Consider the following 16945-nt stretch of genomic DNA (forward strand, 5'->3'; position numbering starts at 1 on the left):
TCGGGTAAAGCTGATATCCGTGATCGTGCTTGCTGCCGCTGTGCTGCTGCTGATCGTCGTCATTCCGGCCCGCGGCGGAGGGCCGTCCCCGGAGGAGACATTTGCAGACGCGGGTATCGACGTGCCGGAGCCGGTTCACGCGCCGCTGTACGACGGAGAAGCGTGGAAGCCGGCAGCGGGGGCAGACGGATTCGCACTGGCAATGGAGAATGACAAGTACGAGCTGTACGTCCGTCCGGACAATACGCAAATCGCCGTGGTCGACAACAGGACCGGCTATCGGTGGACCAGCAATCCCACCGGGCAGCAGTTGACCAAGGAAACCGTCAAAGGCCAGCTGCTCTCCAATCTGAAATCGACGTTCATCCTGACCTATGTCAAGACAAGCGGGGTGGATCAGACGATCAGGGAAGTGCTCAATGGAGAAAGCCCCGGCACGCAAGCCGTGATGACCCGAACCGGTGCCGGACTTCAAATCGCCTACTCATTTCCGGAGAAGCAGCTTGGATTCGCCATTCAATACGAATTGTCGGACAAAGGGTTAAAAGTGCGCGTACCGGCGGACGGCATTCGGGAGGACGGGGAGTACGCCGTCTTCTCCCTCGACCTGCTCCCATATTTTGGCGCGGCGGCGGTGAATGAGGATGGCTATCTGTTCGTACCCGACGGCCCCGGAGGGCTCATCCGTTTCGATACCGCCCATGCGGATATCTCCAGAGGCTATATTCATGAGGTTTACGGATCGGAAATTACGAATACGGCCAATTGGACCCGGGCCGGGGAGCGGCGGGAAGATATTGCCTATCCGGTATTCGGCCTGAAAAAGGGCGACCACGCGTTCCTCGCCGTCCTGACCGGAGGAGACGATTCGGCCAATATAGCCGCCATGGCGCCAGGATTGAAATCGTCCTTCTTCAACATCTATTCCAGCCAGATCTACCGCGAGGAATATCTGTATCAGATGAGCCGGCTCGCCGCTCCGGCCAAAGCGGTCCAGAAGCAGCTGCTCAACCGGGACCGCGAATTGGAATACCGGTTTCTGGGCGGGGAAGACGCCGATTACACCGGCATGGCCAACGCATACCGCGATTATTTGACAGAAACCGGCCGATTGAAGGAAACGCTGGAGCCGGTCGATCACATTCCGCTGTATTTGAAAATCATGGGCGGTAATTATCAGATCGCCTACAGCCAGGTGCAGTATGTGGCTGCGACTACTTTCCCCCAGGCGGCGGATATCGTCGACAGCCTGCGCAGCAAGGGAGTAGCGAATTCCAAAGTCATTTTCTACGGCTGGCAGAACCAGGGCGACTATAACATGGAGAAGCGCTTTCCGGTCGAACCGGCGCTTGGCGGAGAGTCCGCCGCTCAGGCGTTCGTGTCGAAGATGAAGGGGGAGGGAACTGACGTCTTCTTCCAGGACGACTTCGTCTGGTATGACGAGCACTCATCGACATCTGGCAAGAACTATGCCGTTCGGGCCATCGACGGTACCGCATTCATCGATGAAGGCTGGTACCTGGGCAAGCCGGTTCTGACCGTCGCAAATGCCGTGAGCACGATCGACAAGCTGAAGAAAATCGGCGTATCCGGCATTCACTACAACGGGCTTGGCGAGATCGTGTTCAACGATTATGAGCCTTCGGGGATCTTGACGCGAGAGTTCACGAAGAACGTATACGACGGTCTTCTGGCTTATACCAGGAAGACGCTCGGCTCGGCCGGCGTCACACGGGGCAATGCGTATACGATCGGACAAACGGATTATATCGATTATTTCCCCTATGATTCCAGCTATGATTTCATGATCGACGAGACCGTCCCGTTCTACCCGATCGTGCTGCACGGCTATGTGCCGTACTCGTTCGAGGAGGGCAATCTGCGGGACGATGCGGAGACGGAGTTTCTGAAGGCGATCGAATACGGGGCCGTTCCCTCGTTCTTCATCACGCATGACGATTCCCGCAAGCTGAAGAACACGGATGCTGATTTTCTCTACAGCAGCAGCTTCGCCAAATGGGAGAGCCGGATCGTCGAAGAGTACGGCAAATTCGATTCGCTCGCCAGCGTGTTCGCGCAGAAGATCATCCGTCATGAGAAGCTGTCCGCGAGCCGGTTCGCAACAACGTACGAAGACGGAACCAAAGTTATCGTCGATTACGGAACCAAAACGTTCGAGGTCGAGAAGGGAGGAGGCGCATGAGCGAGGTAAAAGCGAACAAGAGGGATGCGCGTCTCTATCACTCGAAGCTTTACGGTACGGGATTGCTGTTCATGCTTCCGTGGATCATCGGTTTCTGCCTGTTTGTCGCCATTCCGATCGGCTGGTCGCTGTTCATGTCTTTTCACAAAGTCGCCGTCGTTCCCGGCGGATTCAAATATGACTGGCTTGGCATGCAAAATTACCGGGACGCCTTCCTGAAGGACAATGTCTTTCCGATTGAACTGATTACCTACTTCCAGCAGACGCTGCTGATGGTTCCGATCATCGTCATATTCGCGCTGCTGATCTCCGTGCTGCTGAACCAGAAATTTCCCGGGCGGTTCCTCTACCGGGCGCTGTTCTTCCTGCCTGTTATTTTCGCAACCGGCCAGGTGCTGTCCGAGCTGTTCGCGCAAGGGGCGGGAGAAATCCCGTTCCTCGACCAATACAACCTGGAGCCGCTCGTTCAGCAGTACATCGGCGCCGAGTTTGCCAAGACCGTCATGGACGTTCTGAGCCGGGTTTTTCTGATCCTCTGGTATTCAGGCGTGCAAATTCTCATCTTTATCGCAGGCTTTCAGACCATTTCGCCATCTATTTATGAGGCGGTCCGGATCGACGGAGCATCCCCCTGGGACAGCTTCTGGAAGATTACGCTGCCGGCCTGCGTGCCGTTCATCAGCCTGAACGTCCTGTACACGATCATCGACCTGTTCACATTTCCGCTGAATCCGGTCCTCAAGCATATCAAGGACAACATGTTCAAGATCGATACCGGCTACGGTTATGCCAGCGCGCTGGCCTGGATCTATTTCGGGTTCATCTTCGTCCTGATCGCGATCGTCCTGTGGCTGTTCGCCCGGAGCATGAAAACGAGGAGGGCTAACTTATGAATAATACCGGACTGTGGATCGAGAAAGCGAGAAAACAAACGCGCATGCTGGTCTGGAACCGCAAAACCCAGAAGGTCAAAATGCTGGTCATGGGACGAAATCTGTCGGACGGCCTGCTTGCCAAGCTGATCATCTTCTTCCTGCTTTCCATCGTCGCTTATCTGTATCTGCAGCCGCTTCTCTATATGGTGAGCACCATGTTCAAAAACACCAGCGACTTGCTCGATCCAACCGTCAAATGGATTCCGCGCCAGGTGACCTGGGAGAATCTCACCAAGGCTCTGGAGGGCCTGCAGTATCCGGAAGCGCTGAGAAACACAGCCTTGATCGCTCTGTCCTGCTCGCTGGCGCAAGTATTGATCTGCGCTATGACCGGCTATGCGCTCGCCCGGCTGGCTGTGCCGTTCAAGGGACTTTTTACGGCGCTTGTCATCCTGACCTTCCTTATTCCGCCGCAGGTTATCATCATTCCGCTGTACGTCATTTTCAGCAAGCTCGGCCTGCTTAATTCAATCTTCGTATTTCTTGTTCCGGCGATCTTCGGGCAGGGCCTCAAGGGCGCGCTATTCATCCTGATCTTCCGGCAGTTCTTCCGGGCACAGCCGCTGAGTCTTGAGGAAGCCGCGAAGCTGGACGGGGCGTCGACGTTCCGCCTGTTCTTCCGCATCATGCTGCCGCTTGCCGGGTCCGCTTGTCTCGTCGTGTTTCTGTTCTCATTCATTTGGTACTGGAACATGTACTACGAGCCGTCGATGTTTCTTGCCAAGGGATTCACGCCATTGTCGATCCGCCTGGACAATCTGGAGGACGTACTGAATCCTTCGCTGCTGGGCAACACCAACGGCACCAATAATCCGGTCACGGAAGGTACCAAAATGGCCGCGGCGTTCCTGATCATTTTGCCGCCTATAATTATCTTCATGTTTCTGCAGCGCTGGTTCGTTACCGGTATTGAACGAACCGGGATCGTGGAATAGAAGGTGTGCAAGGAGAATCGAAACGAGGGGAGTGATGCCCGAACAACATGAAATGATGAGGGCCGTCAACCGGCTTGGACTTTTCGTTTGAAGATGAATGCAAGCGAAACCATTTTGGGGAGGAAGTAAGAAATGAAGAACAAACGCAAATCGGCAGGGATACTCAGTATCGTCTTGATATTATCCATCATTATAACGGCTTGCTCCGGGGGAAATAGCGGCGGGAACGGCAATACTGCGGCTCCTGGCAACGCAAGCGGCACAAGCGAAACAAACAGCGCCACCGGGGCGGATAACGAGCCGGCCGTAGCGGAGGAACATGATCCCGTCACCATTAAGTTCATTTCATGGAAGGACGGCACTTACAATGAATTGTATGAGCTGTTCCATAAAAAATATCCGTGGATCACGATCGAGCAGGTTCCGGTCAACGGACAGTCGATTATGGAAATCATCGCTGCGCTAGAAGCTGCGGGCACGCCTGCGGATGTGACGGAGATCGATGCGGATTTGATTACATTCGAGCAGAATGGCCTGGTTGAGGATTTGACCCCGTATATTGACAGCAGTCCGATTTTTCAGGAAGCTTCGCTGCCCCAGGGCTTTTTCGATACCATGACGTTCAACAACAAGAAGCTGGCCGTGCCGATGGTCGATGTGCCGATGTGGGTCCTGGTAAATAAGGATCTGCTCTCCAAGCATGGTGTGGATATGCCGCCGAACGACTGGACATATGACGACTTCCGCGAGATTGCCAAGAAGCTGACGGATCCCGACGCGGGCGAATACGGTGTCACGACCCAGCCCGAGATCCAGATGCGCCTGCTCAGCACGAAAGCGATTGCGGACGGCCACGCGGCCAATCTGCAATATATGAACGAGGATTTCACGCAAAGCGTGATGGCTACGCCTGACGTGATGAATGACGTGAAGTGGCTCCAGGAGTTCGTTACGAAGGATGGATCAATGCAAAGCGACGCGGCCGCAACCGCATCGGGCAACGTAACGAGGGAATTTATTAACGGCAAAACCGGCTTCGCGATCGGCGGAGACTGGGTGCTGCCGGATTTGAAAAAGAACGCCAAGTTCAACTGGGATGTACTGCCGTTCCCGCGCGGCGAAGTCAGTCAACCAGGTTATTCGATATACGGGCCGCTCTCGCTGCTGGCCGGTTCGAAGCATAAAGAAGAAGCGTTCCTATGGCTGAGCTTTCAATTCACGATGGAAGCGCAGAAGTGGAAGATCGATCAGGGAGCAAACGCATCCGTGGCCGACCCCGAGCTGACCGCTTATTACGATCAAGCGCCTATCTGGCAGGACAAGAATATCGAAGCCGTGAAAATCGCCCAGAAAAATGCCGTCATCCAGCCAGGCGCTACCGTTCCGGGATGGAGCGAATACAACTGGAACAACATTTTGAACGAAATTATTTTTGGCGAACGCGACATCAACGATATTATTCCGGAAACGGAAGCATGGAATAAGAAAACTGCTGAGCTTCGCGCCACCTTAACCCAATAAGACCAGTGTGACTGGAGACTGACCCGGGCCATGTGCCGTAAGGTCAGTCTTTTTTTTAATTGTGAGTTGCGGACCGGGAGTTGGGCCTAGTATAATCCGAAATAGAAAAAGCTTGAATTTACGCCATGAGGAGGAGAAGGAATATGAATCTGACCATACTGGACACTCTTTTTTCAATTGTGAAACTGCCTCCGACAGAAGAGGTTCCGTCATGGGCAAGCAGCGGCGAACTGTTGTCTATAACACGCACAAATGACGAGCTTTCTATTGTATGTCCTGCCTCCAATATCCCCCATGACGCTCCAACAGATATCGAGCATAATTGGAAATGCATCATGGTAGAAGGAGTGCTGGATTTCGGATTAACGGGTATCTTATCTTCGCTGGCCCGTCCATTGGCGGAAAATGAGATAAGCATTTTTGCGATTTCAACCTATAACACGGATTACATATTGATGAAAGCTCATTTCCTGGCAAAGGCGAAACTGGTGCTGCAGAATGCAGGGCATACATTCAACAGCTAGACATAATGATTAGTCACATATTATAGACTGTTGACAATACAGATTCTGCTTCTCTATAATTTTGACTACTGTCAAAGTCAAAGAAAAAGGTGGATAATGACATGTCTCCACGTACCAGAGAGCAGAATGAAGCCATTCGCAAGCAGCGTAAACAAGAAATTTTGCAGGCGGCTGTCCGCGTTTATGTCGATAAAGGCTACTTGGCGTCTGAGATGGGGGATATAGCGGATCAGGCGGGACTTGCGCATGGTCTGGTTTACTATTATTTCAAGAATAAGAAGGCTTTGTTCCGCGAGCTGTATGAATACATGATGGAGGAGTCCAGGCAGTTTACGAAGACCTACTTTGAGCAAGATGGCTCTACATTTGAGCTGTTCAGAAACTATTCGCAGATTGTCTGCGAACGGGTTTTGGAGAATCCTGTATCTCAACGGTTTTACATGCGCATCAGTCTGGATGTGCATCATTTGTACACGCCAGGAGAAGTTTCTCCATTCGAGTGGATAAAAAACTTCATGCATCCAATGACTCTTGCCATTGATAAGGGTATCGAGCAGGGCACGATTCAGCAGGGTGACGCCAGTCTGATGGCTGTGCAGTTCTGGGGGTCTGTATCTCAAGGGATGAGTTATTTGGATCAGGTGCAGCAGGAGCTTACCGCGCAAGGGACTGCGCCATCGGCCCGGAGAGAGCAGTTAGAGAAGGTTTTGGATCAAGTGGTGGCATCGGCCGTTTCGTTATTTAAACCCCAATAATTTTTTTTGGTTTTATATTGACTTGCGTATCAATCAAAAATAAGATGATTATAAGGAGAGTGAAGTAAATGGGGACCATTCGGAAGGAAATCATGATTGAGGCCAACCTCGAGCAAGTGTGGGATGCGGTAAGCGATGTCGGCTCGGTGCATCGGCGTTTCGTGCCTGGCTACACCGTCGATACACAACTGGATGGCGACAACAGAATTCTTACTTTTGCAAACGGGGCTGTCGTACGCGAGCTTATCGTTTCCGTGGATGATGAAGCATATCGGCTGGCGTATGCGGTAGTCGAGGGACCTATGCCGCTAAAGCATCATCACGCTTCGCTTCAGGTCTTTGCAGAAAGCAGCAGCCACTCCCGGCTTGTCTGGATTACCGACTTTTTGCCCGATGAGCGGGCTGCGGAAGTCCGGACGCGCATAGACCGCGGAGCTGAGGTAATGAAGCAGACCATAGAGGCAGAAATTAAGAATGGCTCGCCGGCCAGCTAAACGCATATGATTTTCGATCAGATACTAACTTCTCCTTGGGACAAGAGCAGTAAATATTTGAAAACAACGGTTATTGTAGCACATCCGAATCTGCAGCAGTCACGCGTTAACAGACGTGGGGCAGCGGAATTACGTCAGTATCCCGATCAAATAACGGTTCAAGAGTTGTACGAAACGTACCGCCTGACCCCTGAGCCCGATCCCGGAATTGCCCGGAGAACGCATGCTGGAAGAAATGCAGCAACAATAATGGCGGCCCGGAACTAATCCTCACACCACGGACTCTTATATTCGTGGTGTTTTTAATTCGTCATCCGTTCAAGTGTCACTGGATATTTATCACGTTGGACTTCTGGATCTGATTATCAAAGCAGCCCGTTTTCCACCTGGATGCAGCGTTGATATAGCGCAGAATACTGCTTATCTGGGATCTATTGCAAATATTCAGTTATTGTTTAATGACATTAATTAATTATTTAATGTCCTTAATTAGTGTGGCAACCCAATACCGAATTGTTGTGGCTGGAACGCTTGTCTCCCGGCTTACATCGTTTATTGTCAGCAGTTTTTGATTTGTACTTGTTTTTGTGACATGGTTTTTATGAAAGAGATTCTTTCAGCAACAGTTTTTTCTTGATGCAGACCGGTCTGGGATTTGATGGTGTGATTTTGCTCGGAACATTGTCATAATGAAAAGGAATACTTGGCAATGGATACTGTGATCCTTTCATTATTCCGCGATCCCGGTATCCGCCACATTTAAGGGAGGCAATATAATGGATAATTATCGGCCGGTCTATCATTTTACATCGAAATTGAACTGGATGAACGATCCTAACGGGCCTTTTCATCTCAATGGGGAATATCATCTGTTCTACCAGCATAATCCGGATAAGCCCGAGTGGGGAAACATCCATTGGGGCCATGCCAAGAGCAGGGATCTGGTGAACTGGGAATACCTTCCCGTGGCGCTTTCCCCCTCCAGGGATCGCGGCGAATATCATTGTTATTCGGGGTGCTCGGTTGTTGAAGAAGGGAAAGCCACGCTGTTCTACACCAGTATCGGCACCGGAGAGCGTAATGCCACAACCGGAGCCGAACAATGGACGGCACACGGCAGCGGCGATTTGATAACCTGGGAGAAATCCCGGAATAATCCCGTGCTTGCGGGAAAAATTCATGGGGACGTAAAGATCGAAGAGTGGCGTGACCCCTATGTGTGGCGGGACTCAGACGGATGGCGGATGGTGCTTGGCGGCGTTCATAAAGGGAAGGGCTGTGCTGCCTTGTACCGCTCAAGCGACCTGCACGACTGGGAATTTACGGGTTTCTTTCATAAAGGGGACGAGTCCATTTGGGAATGCCCGCATGTATTCAAATTCGATAACCGGTATGTTCTTTTCTACTCCCCGTCCGGCGAAGTGCGCTATGTTACCGGCACGGTAAATGAGCAGCTGCAGCTGCAGCCAAATGCGACCGGTTACGCAGACCATGGCGGATGGGAAGGATTCTATGCCTCAACCGGCTTCACCGATCTTTCCGGAAGAAGAATCCTGCTCGGGTGGATGCCCGAAGGCTCAAGAGGAGAAGACTTCCCCTTGCAGCTGGATTGGGCAGGAGCGCTTGCCTTGCCGCGGGTGGTGAGTCTGAAGGACAATGGGAAAATTGCGATGGCCCCCGTTCCGGAGCTAAGCGCGCTGCGTGGAGATCATTCGGTCTTTCATGAGTTGGCTGTACATGCAGAGCCCTATGACACCGGGATTCATTCCCGTGCCTATGAGGCATATGGCGAGCTTGATTTGGCGGGCGTGACGGAGCCAGTCGTGATTTCAGTTTTGCGTTCAAGCGGCGGAGAAGAAGAGACCCAGATCGTGATTGATCCTTCGGCAATGTCTATCATGATTGACCGGACGCGATCAAGCCTGTTTCCCGGAACGCATAAATCCTGCATCACAGGCCAGCTTCCCGAGCTGGAAAACGGGCGCCTGGACGTGAGATTATTTGTCGACCATTCCATCATTGAAGTATTTGCGGGGGATGAAGCTTGTCTATCCTCGCGCGTTTATCCGTCCTTGGCTGATAGCGACGGGTTGACGGTCTCTGCAAGCAGCGGACTAATAGTGTCCCGGTTTGAGGTTTGGCAAATGAATCCAGCAATTATAATCTGATATACGGAAAATAATGGTACCTGACTGAAAATAATTAGACTTCTCCTAAGGGGCTTAGGAGGCGTATCATCTTATGTAAGCCTTTACATTTTAAAATGAATACTCAAATGGAGGGGAGCCGATAAGATGAAGCCTGTCCCGGGAGAAGCTCAGCCGCACACGGCTAACTCGATAAACTGGCCTTATTTACGGAAGAGGATCTGGGAGCATCGCATATTTTACTTGTTTTTATTGCCCGTTTTGGTTTGGTTCATTATTTTTTCCTATACGCCGTTATTTGGACTGGTGCTTGCGTTCAAGGAATTCAACTACGCGGACGGCATTCTTGGGAGCCCATGGGCAGGTTTGAAATACTTCGAACAGTTCTTCGATTACTACCAGGCAGCGGATATTATCCGCAACACGGTTGTGATCAGTTTGTTGAAGGTGATCATCGGATTTCCGGCTCCCATTATTCTTGCGGTTCTGATCAATGAGGTCCGCAAGCAGTGGTTCAAGCGTTATGTGCAGACGATCTTCTATTTGCCTCATTTTATTTCATGGGTTGTTGTCGTTACACTGATGCAGCGTCTGCTTACGCCAAGCGGGGGTCCTGTTAATGAATGGATCACTTCGATCGGGAGCCAGCCTGTCTTCTTTATGGGAAACGTGGATTGGTTCTACCCGCTGATCATTTCCTCTTATATCTGGAAATCGATCGGATGGAATTCGATTATTTATCTGGCGGCGATTGCGGGAATCGATCAGCAGCAGTATGAAGCAGCCAAAATTGACGGCGCAAGCCGGTTCAGGCAGATGTGGCATGTGACGCTGCCGGGGATTCGCAGCATTACGATTATTTTGTTCATCCTCGAATGCGGAACGCTCATGACGGCCGGCTACGAGCAGCTGCTTCTGATGAGCAATCCCGCGACTGCCGCGGTCGGTACCGTGCTCGATACGTATGTGATCCAGGCCGGGCTCCGCGAGGGACGGCTCAGCTATGCGACGGCAGTCGGGTTGTTCCAAAGCATCATCGCCTTCATTCTCATTCTGACGGTAAACCGGATCGGCAAAAAAGTAAGTGAAACATCGTTGTTCTAGAGGGGGCTGTTTATGGTCATCAGATGGTCATGGTTTACGCTGCTCAATTATTTCTTCCTTGGCTTGTTTGCTTTCTGTACGCTCTACCCGTTCATATATATAGCGGCCTATTCGCTGAATGAAGGGATTGACGCCATGCAGGGGGGCATTCATTTCTGGCCGAGGAAGTTCACCCTGGAGAACTACCGGGAAATTTTCAAGGATACGGCGCTTCTGAACGCCTATAAAATTACGCTGCTTCGAACAGTCATTGGCACCCTGCTGCATGTCAGCTTATGTATGCTGGCCGCATACGCCCTGTCCAGGAGGAAGCTCCCGGGAAGAAACTTTTTCACCTTTTTCATCTTTATTCCAACCATCTTCAACGCGGGTTTTATCCCATTGTTCATCGTTCTGCAGAAATTGGGGCTGTTCAATACGTTCTGGGTGTACATCCTGCCTTTTCTGTTCAACTTTTTTCACATTATCATAATGCGGACTTTTTTGGAGCAGCTGCCCGAGGAAATGATCGAATCGGCCAAAATTGACGGCTATGGGGATGTGCGGATTTTTCTGCGCATTATCGTCCCCTTATCTGGACCGGTGCTTGCCGTTGTTTCGATATTTATCGGTGTTTTCCATTGGAATGACTGGTTCACCGGCTCCTATTTTGTCTCGAATAAAGACCTGATTCCCGTACAGACGCTGCTTCAGAATCTGTTGACGCAATCGGAGGCGTTCCTCAATGCGACCCGCAATAATACCAACTCTGGCGGCGGTACGACGGAAATGAGCATGCAGCTGCTGAGAACGACTCCCGAATCGCTGCGGATGGCGATTCTCGTAACCGCAACGCTGCCGATCTTGTGTATTTATCCATTTTTCCAGAAGCATTTCGTCAAGGGAGCGATGCTCGGATCGATCAAGGGGTAACCGCTCCTAACCCGGGAGCTTTATCATAGATTTCCAGTTGATGAAGGAGGAAAGAAGATGAAGGGACAAAAGAAGCGAGGAAAAAGCTTCTCTCTGCTCGCGATTGCTCTGCTGTTGGCTGCTTCGACGGCCTGTTCAAACAATTCATCAACGAACAACACAACAAATTCACCGCCGAATTCCACCGCAAGCGAGAATCAAAATGCACCGGATGACGGAAATCAATTCGAAGATGTCACGCTGACACTGCTGACCAATTGGAACGGCGGGAACACAGCCCCCGAGGATGAGGAGAACAATCCGGTTGCGAAGGTCATTAAAGAAAAGACCGGCGTAACGCTGAAAATCATCGAGGTCACGCAAAATGAAATAGAGAAGGTAAATACGATCTTCGCTACGCAGGACTTGCCTGATATTTATACAGGACCTGCCTGGGCGGGCGGAGGGGAAATGGAAGCCATCCTCAAGGCTGCGAAGGAAAATCAACTGGTCGACCTGACGCCGTATTTGCAGAAATACCCGAACCTGGCCGCGACAGTCGAAGAAAAGAATGTTCCTCCGCATATGTGGGCCCGATATTTCGATCCTGCCAATTTCGACGGAAAATCATATATGCTGTACTCCCAAATGGCTGCGAAGCCCGAGGACCTGAGAGACTGGCTGTATGGCCAGTACGTCCGCAAGGATATTGCCGCTCAAATCGATATTGATCCCCAGTCTGTTCACACGCCTGACGACCTCTACAACTATCTTAAAGCGATCAAGGATGCCAACTTGACGTCGAACGGTCAATCTGTCATCCCGATGGGCGCATTCCACGGCGGATGGGCGCTTGATATCATTAATAAAATGTTCTACAGCAGCTCCGGCGGCTTCTCCTTCGACAGTGAGGGCAAGGCGCAGTACACCTTCATGACGCAGGGCCAAATGGATTATATTCTATATATGCAGAAGCTGCTTCAAGACGGTCTGATCGACCCGGAAGCATTCGTGCAGTCCGATGCGCTTGCCCAGGAGAAGGTGGCGCAAGGCCGCTATGGGGTGCTGTCCGCCCATTATTATGCTATTTACGATGCAACGCGCAGCTTTGTCAATGCACATCCGGAGGCGGAGCTGGAAACGCTTGGACCGTTGAACGATATTAACGGCGATCCGTATAAAGCCCAATTGATATCGCAGGGCTCGGATGTAGTGGCGATTACGAAGAAGTCGAAAAACCCCGATGCCGCTGCCCGGGTTCTCGATTTCCTGATGTCCGACGAAGGTTATCTGCTGACACACTACGGTGTTGAAGGCGTGCACTATGATTTGGTGGACGGCAAGCCTGTCGCGAAGCCGGAATGGGTCACGAAGATGCAGGAGGACCCGGTCAATGCGCTTGTCAATGAAGGGATCAATGCAGGGTATGCCAATGTCTCCGGAGCGAAAAGAATGTTTTCCCAGCTTGGCGGAGAGTTTGGCTATCAGGTGGATCCAAGAACGAAATTGGTGGAGGAAATCACCAAGACCTTGCGGCCCAACGGGGTTGAGCTGGCGGAAGGCTACGACCCGGGGGTATTTGCCCAATCGCAGCAGCAGTGGGAACAGATCAAGCCGATCGCCGATAAATTGGCGGATGTCAACAAGCAAGCCTTCTATGCGAAGACAGAAGAAGAAGCGCGCAGTATTGTCGACGCGGCAAGAAAACAATTGGAGGCGGCCGGCATTCATGAGATAGAGAAAGCGATGAATGATGCTGTGGCAGCAGGGACCATTAAATTCAGGGCCTATAATACAGCAGGCTGACAGTTGATGGAATGGCGGGGCGGGATGATCCGGCTCCCGCTGTTCCTTCTTTTTTATCCGTTATTGGAAGGGGAACCGGGCAGAGAATCGAATTGATAGGTTATGCTCCTACTAAGAATTGTGCAGGTGAATGTACATGAAATTTCATCATAAGCTGATGGTCGTTTGTCTGGTTACCATCGTGATCCCGATTACGGTAGTCAGCTATGTCTTCTTTAACCAGGCCAACCAGCTGGTGGACAAACAGGTGGGCGATTCCTACCGCAAGGTATTGGAGCAGCTGAATACGACCGTAAGCTTTAATCTGAAGTTTTATGAGAGCATTGCGGATCAATTAACCTTGTCCGAGGTCGTGCAGAACGCTTTCGAGGACCCCGATGCCTATGTCCAAAAGGGCATTTTTATGATGAACAAGGAAATCAAGACAACGATCCGATATATTTTCGCCTATCGCGCCTCCGATATTTCGTCGATCCAATTCTTCTCGCTTAAATCGGGAAAGCTCTCGGACGGCTTATACTGGCTGCCCATTCAATCCTTGTTCGACTCCGTCGATGCCGGCTATTTACAGGATTCCGACGTGTGGATGCTGCAATACGACGAGAAGAACGGGAAATACAATTATGCTTTAATCAAGCCTATTTACTCATTGAAATCCTTTCAAAAGCTTGGTTATTTGCGCATGGTTATTGAATTATCCTCCATCATCCCCACACCTGCGGACGCAAGGGCGGGAAACGCGCCGGATCAGGTATTTATTCTAGGCAATCAAGGAACCTATATGTACCATTCCTCGTCGGAGGCCTATATGGGCCAACCGGCTCCGCAGGAGATCGTCCGTCTGTCCCGAAGCGGAGGGGACGCAGGGAATGAGCTGGCGGTGACGCTCGATAAGAAGAACTATTCCTTATGGTACAAGAGCGTCGGTGAGAACCAGCTGACCAGCTTTCTGCTTGTGCCGCAAAGCTCGCTGAACGGGAGTGCCATTCAGCTCCGGAATATGCTGCTCCTGGTTGGCGGGATAAGCATGGTCGTTTTCACTGTGCTTTCTTTCCTCTTTACGCAAAGACTCACCCTGAGGCTGCGGCTGCTGCATCAACGGGTGCTGCTCGTAGGAAAAGGAGTGACCTACAGGCAAAGCGTGGAACGGCGCAATGATGAAATCGGGGTAATCAGTACGAGCTTTGACGTGATGCTCAGCCAGTTGGACCAGCAAATCCAGGAAAACTTCGTGAAGAAGCTGAAAATTAAAGAACTGGAATTGAATTTTTTGCAGACGCAAATTAATCCCCATTTTCTGTATAACACCTTAGACTCCATTAAAAATGAGATTGAGCTGGATGAAGGCGATACAGCCGTGCGTATGGTCATCATTTTATCGGATTTATTCCGCATTTCGGTTTCCAAAGGAAACCGGGTGATCGCCTGGCGGGATGAAATCCATCATGCCGAATGTTATTTGGAAATTCATCGCATCCGTTTTGGAGAATGCTTCGAGGTTGTCTGGGAGATTGATCCCCGCCTGTATGGGATGTACACCTTGAAAATCATTTTGCAGCCGATTCTGGAAAATGCTATCCGGCATGGACTTGGCAGCAGAGGCAAAGGAGGTGTTATACGTGTAGAAGGGAAAGTCATTGACAGGAATGTTGAAATTACCATAACGGATAATGGGTCGGGGATACCGGAGGCGCAATTATTGCGTATACGCGCAGGGATTTCCTATCATGGTGCCGATTCGGGCATCGGCTTGAAAAATATCAACAATCGGATTCAAATGTATTTCGGTCAGGCCTATGGACTTAGCCTTACATCCACAGTGGGGAAAGGTACGGAAGTAAGGCTCTATCTTCCCTTGTTAAAGGAGGATTCAGATGTACAGGCTGCTTCTGGTTGAAGACGAATGGTCGACTCGTAAGTGGTTATCGAAAGTCGTGGATTGGGAAAGCTTCGGATTCCATTGTGTCGATGTTGTGGAGGACGGATTGGCTGCATGGGAAAAATTGCAGTCCGACGGCCGTATTGACGCCATCATGACCGATATTCGGATGCCGCGGATGGACGGCATGGAGCTTGTCAGCCGGATCCGCGACGCCGGATTCGATACTGAGGTGGTCATCTCCAGCGGGTATGGCGAATTCGAATACGCGCAGCAAGCCATCAAGCTGGGCGTTGCGGTCTATTTATTGAAACCGATTACTAAAGAGCAGCTGTGCCTGGAATTTGAAAGCTTGAAGGTGAGTCTGGATGAAAAGCATATGCGCCGAAGCCGGCTGATGCAGGCAGACAGCATGAAGAAAGAGAATGAACGCGCGGTCATTCAGCACTGCCTGCAGCAAACCTTGCTGCAATCTGATGCGGATTCGGACAGAGAATGCGTTCGTCTGTTGGATCTCGCTTCTTCTTCCTTCCCAAGTATTACGATCCTTGCCGAAATCGATGAATATGCCCGGTTTCTGCTCGACCATCCCGTACGGGACCAGAAGCTGTGCAAATTTATGGTGATGAACATTCTGAACGAAATTGCCCGGGAATATCACTGCCTGTTCTCATCTGCCTTATTTGATAACCGATTTATCTTTATCATCCCGTTAAGCTCTATGGGCATAACCGCGGATGAATGGACTCTGCTTATCGGGCGGCGCTTTCAGGAGGCGCTGCGGCAGTATATGAACGTATTCGAGCTGTCGATTTCAATAGGCGGCAGTGCGCAAGCGGATGACCCGGATGCGCTGCCCCGTTCTTTCCGCGAGGCGGAAAAAGCGCTGAATCATAAGTTTTTCAAAGGGAAATCATCGATTACCGGCTTAGGAGAATTAGCCGGGTGGAATGAAGAGTGCAATTATCCCTTCGAATGCGAGAAGCGACTTGCTCTTGCCTTGAAGCAGAATGAAATCGGATCCGCTGCTGCGGTGCTTGAGGATTGGTTTGCTTTGCATAAGCAAAGAGGGGCGGCGGAAGGCGTCATATGGGCGACGGGCGAGCTGCTGGTGAATGTGACGAAGCAGCTGACGGAACTGAAATCCATGAACGCAAGCAGTGAATGGCTCAGCGGTCTGCCGCAGCAGTTCGAAGAAACGGAGACGCTGGAGGATTTGAAAACAAAGATGTCTGACATGATTCACTATGTAATGGACGAGATCCAGATGGACAAGACGGAGCGCGGTCCCGTTTTCAAGGGAATTGAATACATTCAAGTCAATATGAACCGGGATATATCCCTGCAGCAGGTAGCGAATTATGCCGGAATCAGCTCATCCTATTTCAGTACGAGGTTCAAACAGGAAGTGGGGGAAAATTTTATCGACTATATGGTCCGCCTCCGCATGGAGAAAGCGCAGGGACTTCTCGAGCGGACCAAGCTTACGATTATCCAGATCGGGGAACAAATCGGATACAATAACTACCGTTATTTTACGAGAGTGTTCAAAGATCAATATGGGATGACGCCAAGCCAGTACCGCTCCAAGGTATGGAAGCTGTAATGACATTCCATTCAATGCATAGACTTAGCAAAAGAGTGGTACTCCGTTTAAAGGATTTACACTTTCCAGGAGGCGGAGAAAGGAAGAAAATAAAGGTAGAACAACGGCTTGCTGCTTGAGAACGAGCGCGTTTCGTCTAATGAGA

General features: G+C 50.9%; 13 protein-coding genes. All 13 read left to right on the forward strand.

Annotated features, from left to right (window positions below; translation table 11 throughout):
• The first annotated feature begins 19 nt into the window (after positions 1-19).
• On the forward strand, positions 20-2203 hold the full coding sequence (locus AC0YOB_RS05495) for a DUF5696 domain-containing protein (RefSeq protein WP_475791909.1): 2184 nt from the start codon (positions 20-22) through the stop codon (positions 2201-2203).
• Complete coding sequence (locus tag AC0YOB_RS05500) at positions 2200-3096, forward strand: carbohydrate ABC transporter permease (protein WP_475791910.1); 897 nt, start codon at positions 2200-2202, stop codon at positions 3094-3096. Before AC0YOB_RS05495 ends, AC0YOB_RS05500 begins: the two co-directional genes overlap by 4 nt.
• Entirely contained in the window at positions 3093-4073 is a 981-nt protein-coding gene (locus AC0YOB_RS05505) for a carbohydrate ABC transporter permease (protein ID WP_210040156.1), read from the forward strand. Before AC0YOB_RS05500 ends, AC0YOB_RS05505 begins: the two co-directional genes overlap by 4 nt.
• 132 nt (positions 4074-4205) lie before the next feature.
• Entirely contained in the window at positions 4206-5594 is a 1389-nt protein-coding gene (locus tag AC0YOB_RS05510; RefSeq protein WP_475791911.1) for an ABC transporter substrate-binding protein, read from the forward strand.
• A 143-nt stretch (positions 5595-5737) separates the two neighbouring features.
• Positions 5738-6118: an ACT domain-containing protein gene (locus AC0YOB_RS05515; protein WP_475791912.1), complete on the forward strand. Its 381-nt coding sequence runs from the start codon at positions 5738-5740 to the stop codon at positions 6116-6118.
• A 101-nt stretch (positions 6119-6219) separates the two neighbouring features.
• Positions 6220-6873: a TetR/AcrR family transcriptional regulator gene (locus AC0YOB_RS05520; RefSeq protein WP_475791913.1), complete on the forward strand. Its 654-nt coding sequence runs from the start codon at positions 6220-6222 to the stop codon at positions 6871-6873.
• A 68-nt stretch (positions 6874-6941) separates the two neighbouring features.
• Positions 6942-7367, forward strand: a complete 426-nt coding sequence (locus AC0YOB_RS05525; protein WP_475791914.1) for an SRPBCC family protein — start codon at positions 6942-6944, stop codon at positions 7365-7367.
• A gap of 776 nt (positions 7368-8143) precedes the next feature.
• Positions 8144-9535 carry a glycoside hydrolase family 32 protein gene (locus tag AC0YOB_RS05530; protein ID WP_475791915.1) on the forward strand — a complete coding sequence of 464 codons (1392 nt, stop codon included), beginning with the start codon at positions 8144-8146 and terminating at the stop codon, positions 9533-9535.
• Between the two features lie 126 nt (positions 9536-9661).
• Positions 9662-10618, forward strand: coding sequence for an ABC transporter permease (locus tag AC0YOB_RS05535; RefSeq protein WP_210040149.1), 957 nt, complete (start codon positions 9662-9664; stop codon positions 10616-10618).
• A 12-nt stretch (positions 10619-10630) separates the two neighbouring features.
• A complete protein-coding gene (locus AC0YOB_RS05540) occupies positions 10631-11530 on the forward strand; it encodes a carbohydrate ABC transporter permease (protein ID WP_475788362.1) in 900 nt (299 codons plus the stop codon).
• Positions 11531-11587: 57 nt separating this feature from the next.
• Positions 11588-13315, forward strand: a complete 1728-nt coding sequence (locus AC0YOB_RS05545; RefSeq protein WP_475791916.1) for an extracellular solute-binding protein — start codon at positions 11588-11590, stop codon at positions 13313-13315.
• 136 nt (positions 13316-13451) lie between these two features.
• Entirely contained in the window at positions 13452-15212 is a 1761-nt protein-coding gene (locus AC0YOB_RS05550; RefSeq protein ID WP_475791917.1) for a sensor histidine kinase, read from the forward strand.
• Entirely contained in the window at positions 15190-16800 is a 1611-nt protein-coding gene (locus AC0YOB_RS05555) for a helix-turn-helix domain-containing protein (RefSeq protein WP_475791918.1), read from the forward strand. Before AC0YOB_RS05550 ends, AC0YOB_RS05555 begins: the two co-directional genes overlap by 23 nt.
• Positions 16801-16945: the final 145 nt, after the last annotated feature.

Source organism: Paenibacillus sp. JT31N17 (assembly GCF_056269255.1).

Bases quoted from the DNA above. Each gene is read 5' to 3' on its own strand.
- AC0YOB_RS05510 (WP_475791911.1), top strand. From the start codon at position 4,206: ATGAAGAACAAACGCAAATCGGCAGGGATACTCAGTATCGTCTTGATA.
- AC0YOB_RS05535 (WP_210040149.1), top strand. From the start codon at position 9,662: ATGAAGCCTGTCCCGGGAGAAGCTCAGCCGCACACGGCTAACTCGATA.
- AC0YOB_RS05515 (WP_475791912.1), top strand. From the start codon at position 5,738: ATGAATCTGACCATACTGGACACTCTTTTTTCAATTGTGAAACTGCCT.
- AC0YOB_RS05525 (WP_475791914.1), top strand. From the start codon at position 6,942: ATGGGGACCATTCGGAAGGAAATCATGATTGAGGCCAACCTCGAGCAA.
- AC0YOB_RS05540 (WP_475788362.1), top strand. From the start codon at position 10,631: ATGGTCATCAGATGGTCATGGTTTACGCTGCTCAATTATTTCTTCCTT.
- AC0YOB_RS05500 (WP_475791910.1), top strand. From the start codon at position 2,200: ATGAGCGAGGTAAAAGCGAACAAGAGGGATGCGCGTCTCTATCACTCG.
- AC0YOB_RS05505 (WP_210040156.1), top strand. From the start codon at position 3,093: ATGAATAATACCGGACTGTGGATCGAGAAAGCGAGAAAACAAACGCGC.
- AC0YOB_RS05545 (WP_475791916.1), top strand. From the start codon at position 11,588: ATGAAGGGACAAAAGAAGCGAGGAAAAAGCTTCTCTCTGCTCGCGATT.
- AC0YOB_RS05530 (WP_475791915.1), top strand. From the start codon at position 8,144: ATGGATAATTATCGGCCGGTCTATCATTTTACATCGAAATTGAACTGG.
- AC0YOB_RS05520 (WP_475791913.1), top strand. From the start codon at position 6,220: ATGTCTCCACGTACCAGAGAGCAGAATGAAGCCATTCGCAAGCAGCGT.
- AC0YOB_RS05555 (WP_475791918.1), top strand. From the start codon at position 15,190: ATGTACAGGCTGCTTCTGGTTGAAGACGAATGGTCGACTCGTAAGTGG.
- AC0YOB_RS05550 (WP_475791917.1), top strand. From the start codon at position 13,452: ATGAAATTTCATCATAAGCTGATGGTCGTTTGTCTGGTTACCATCGTG.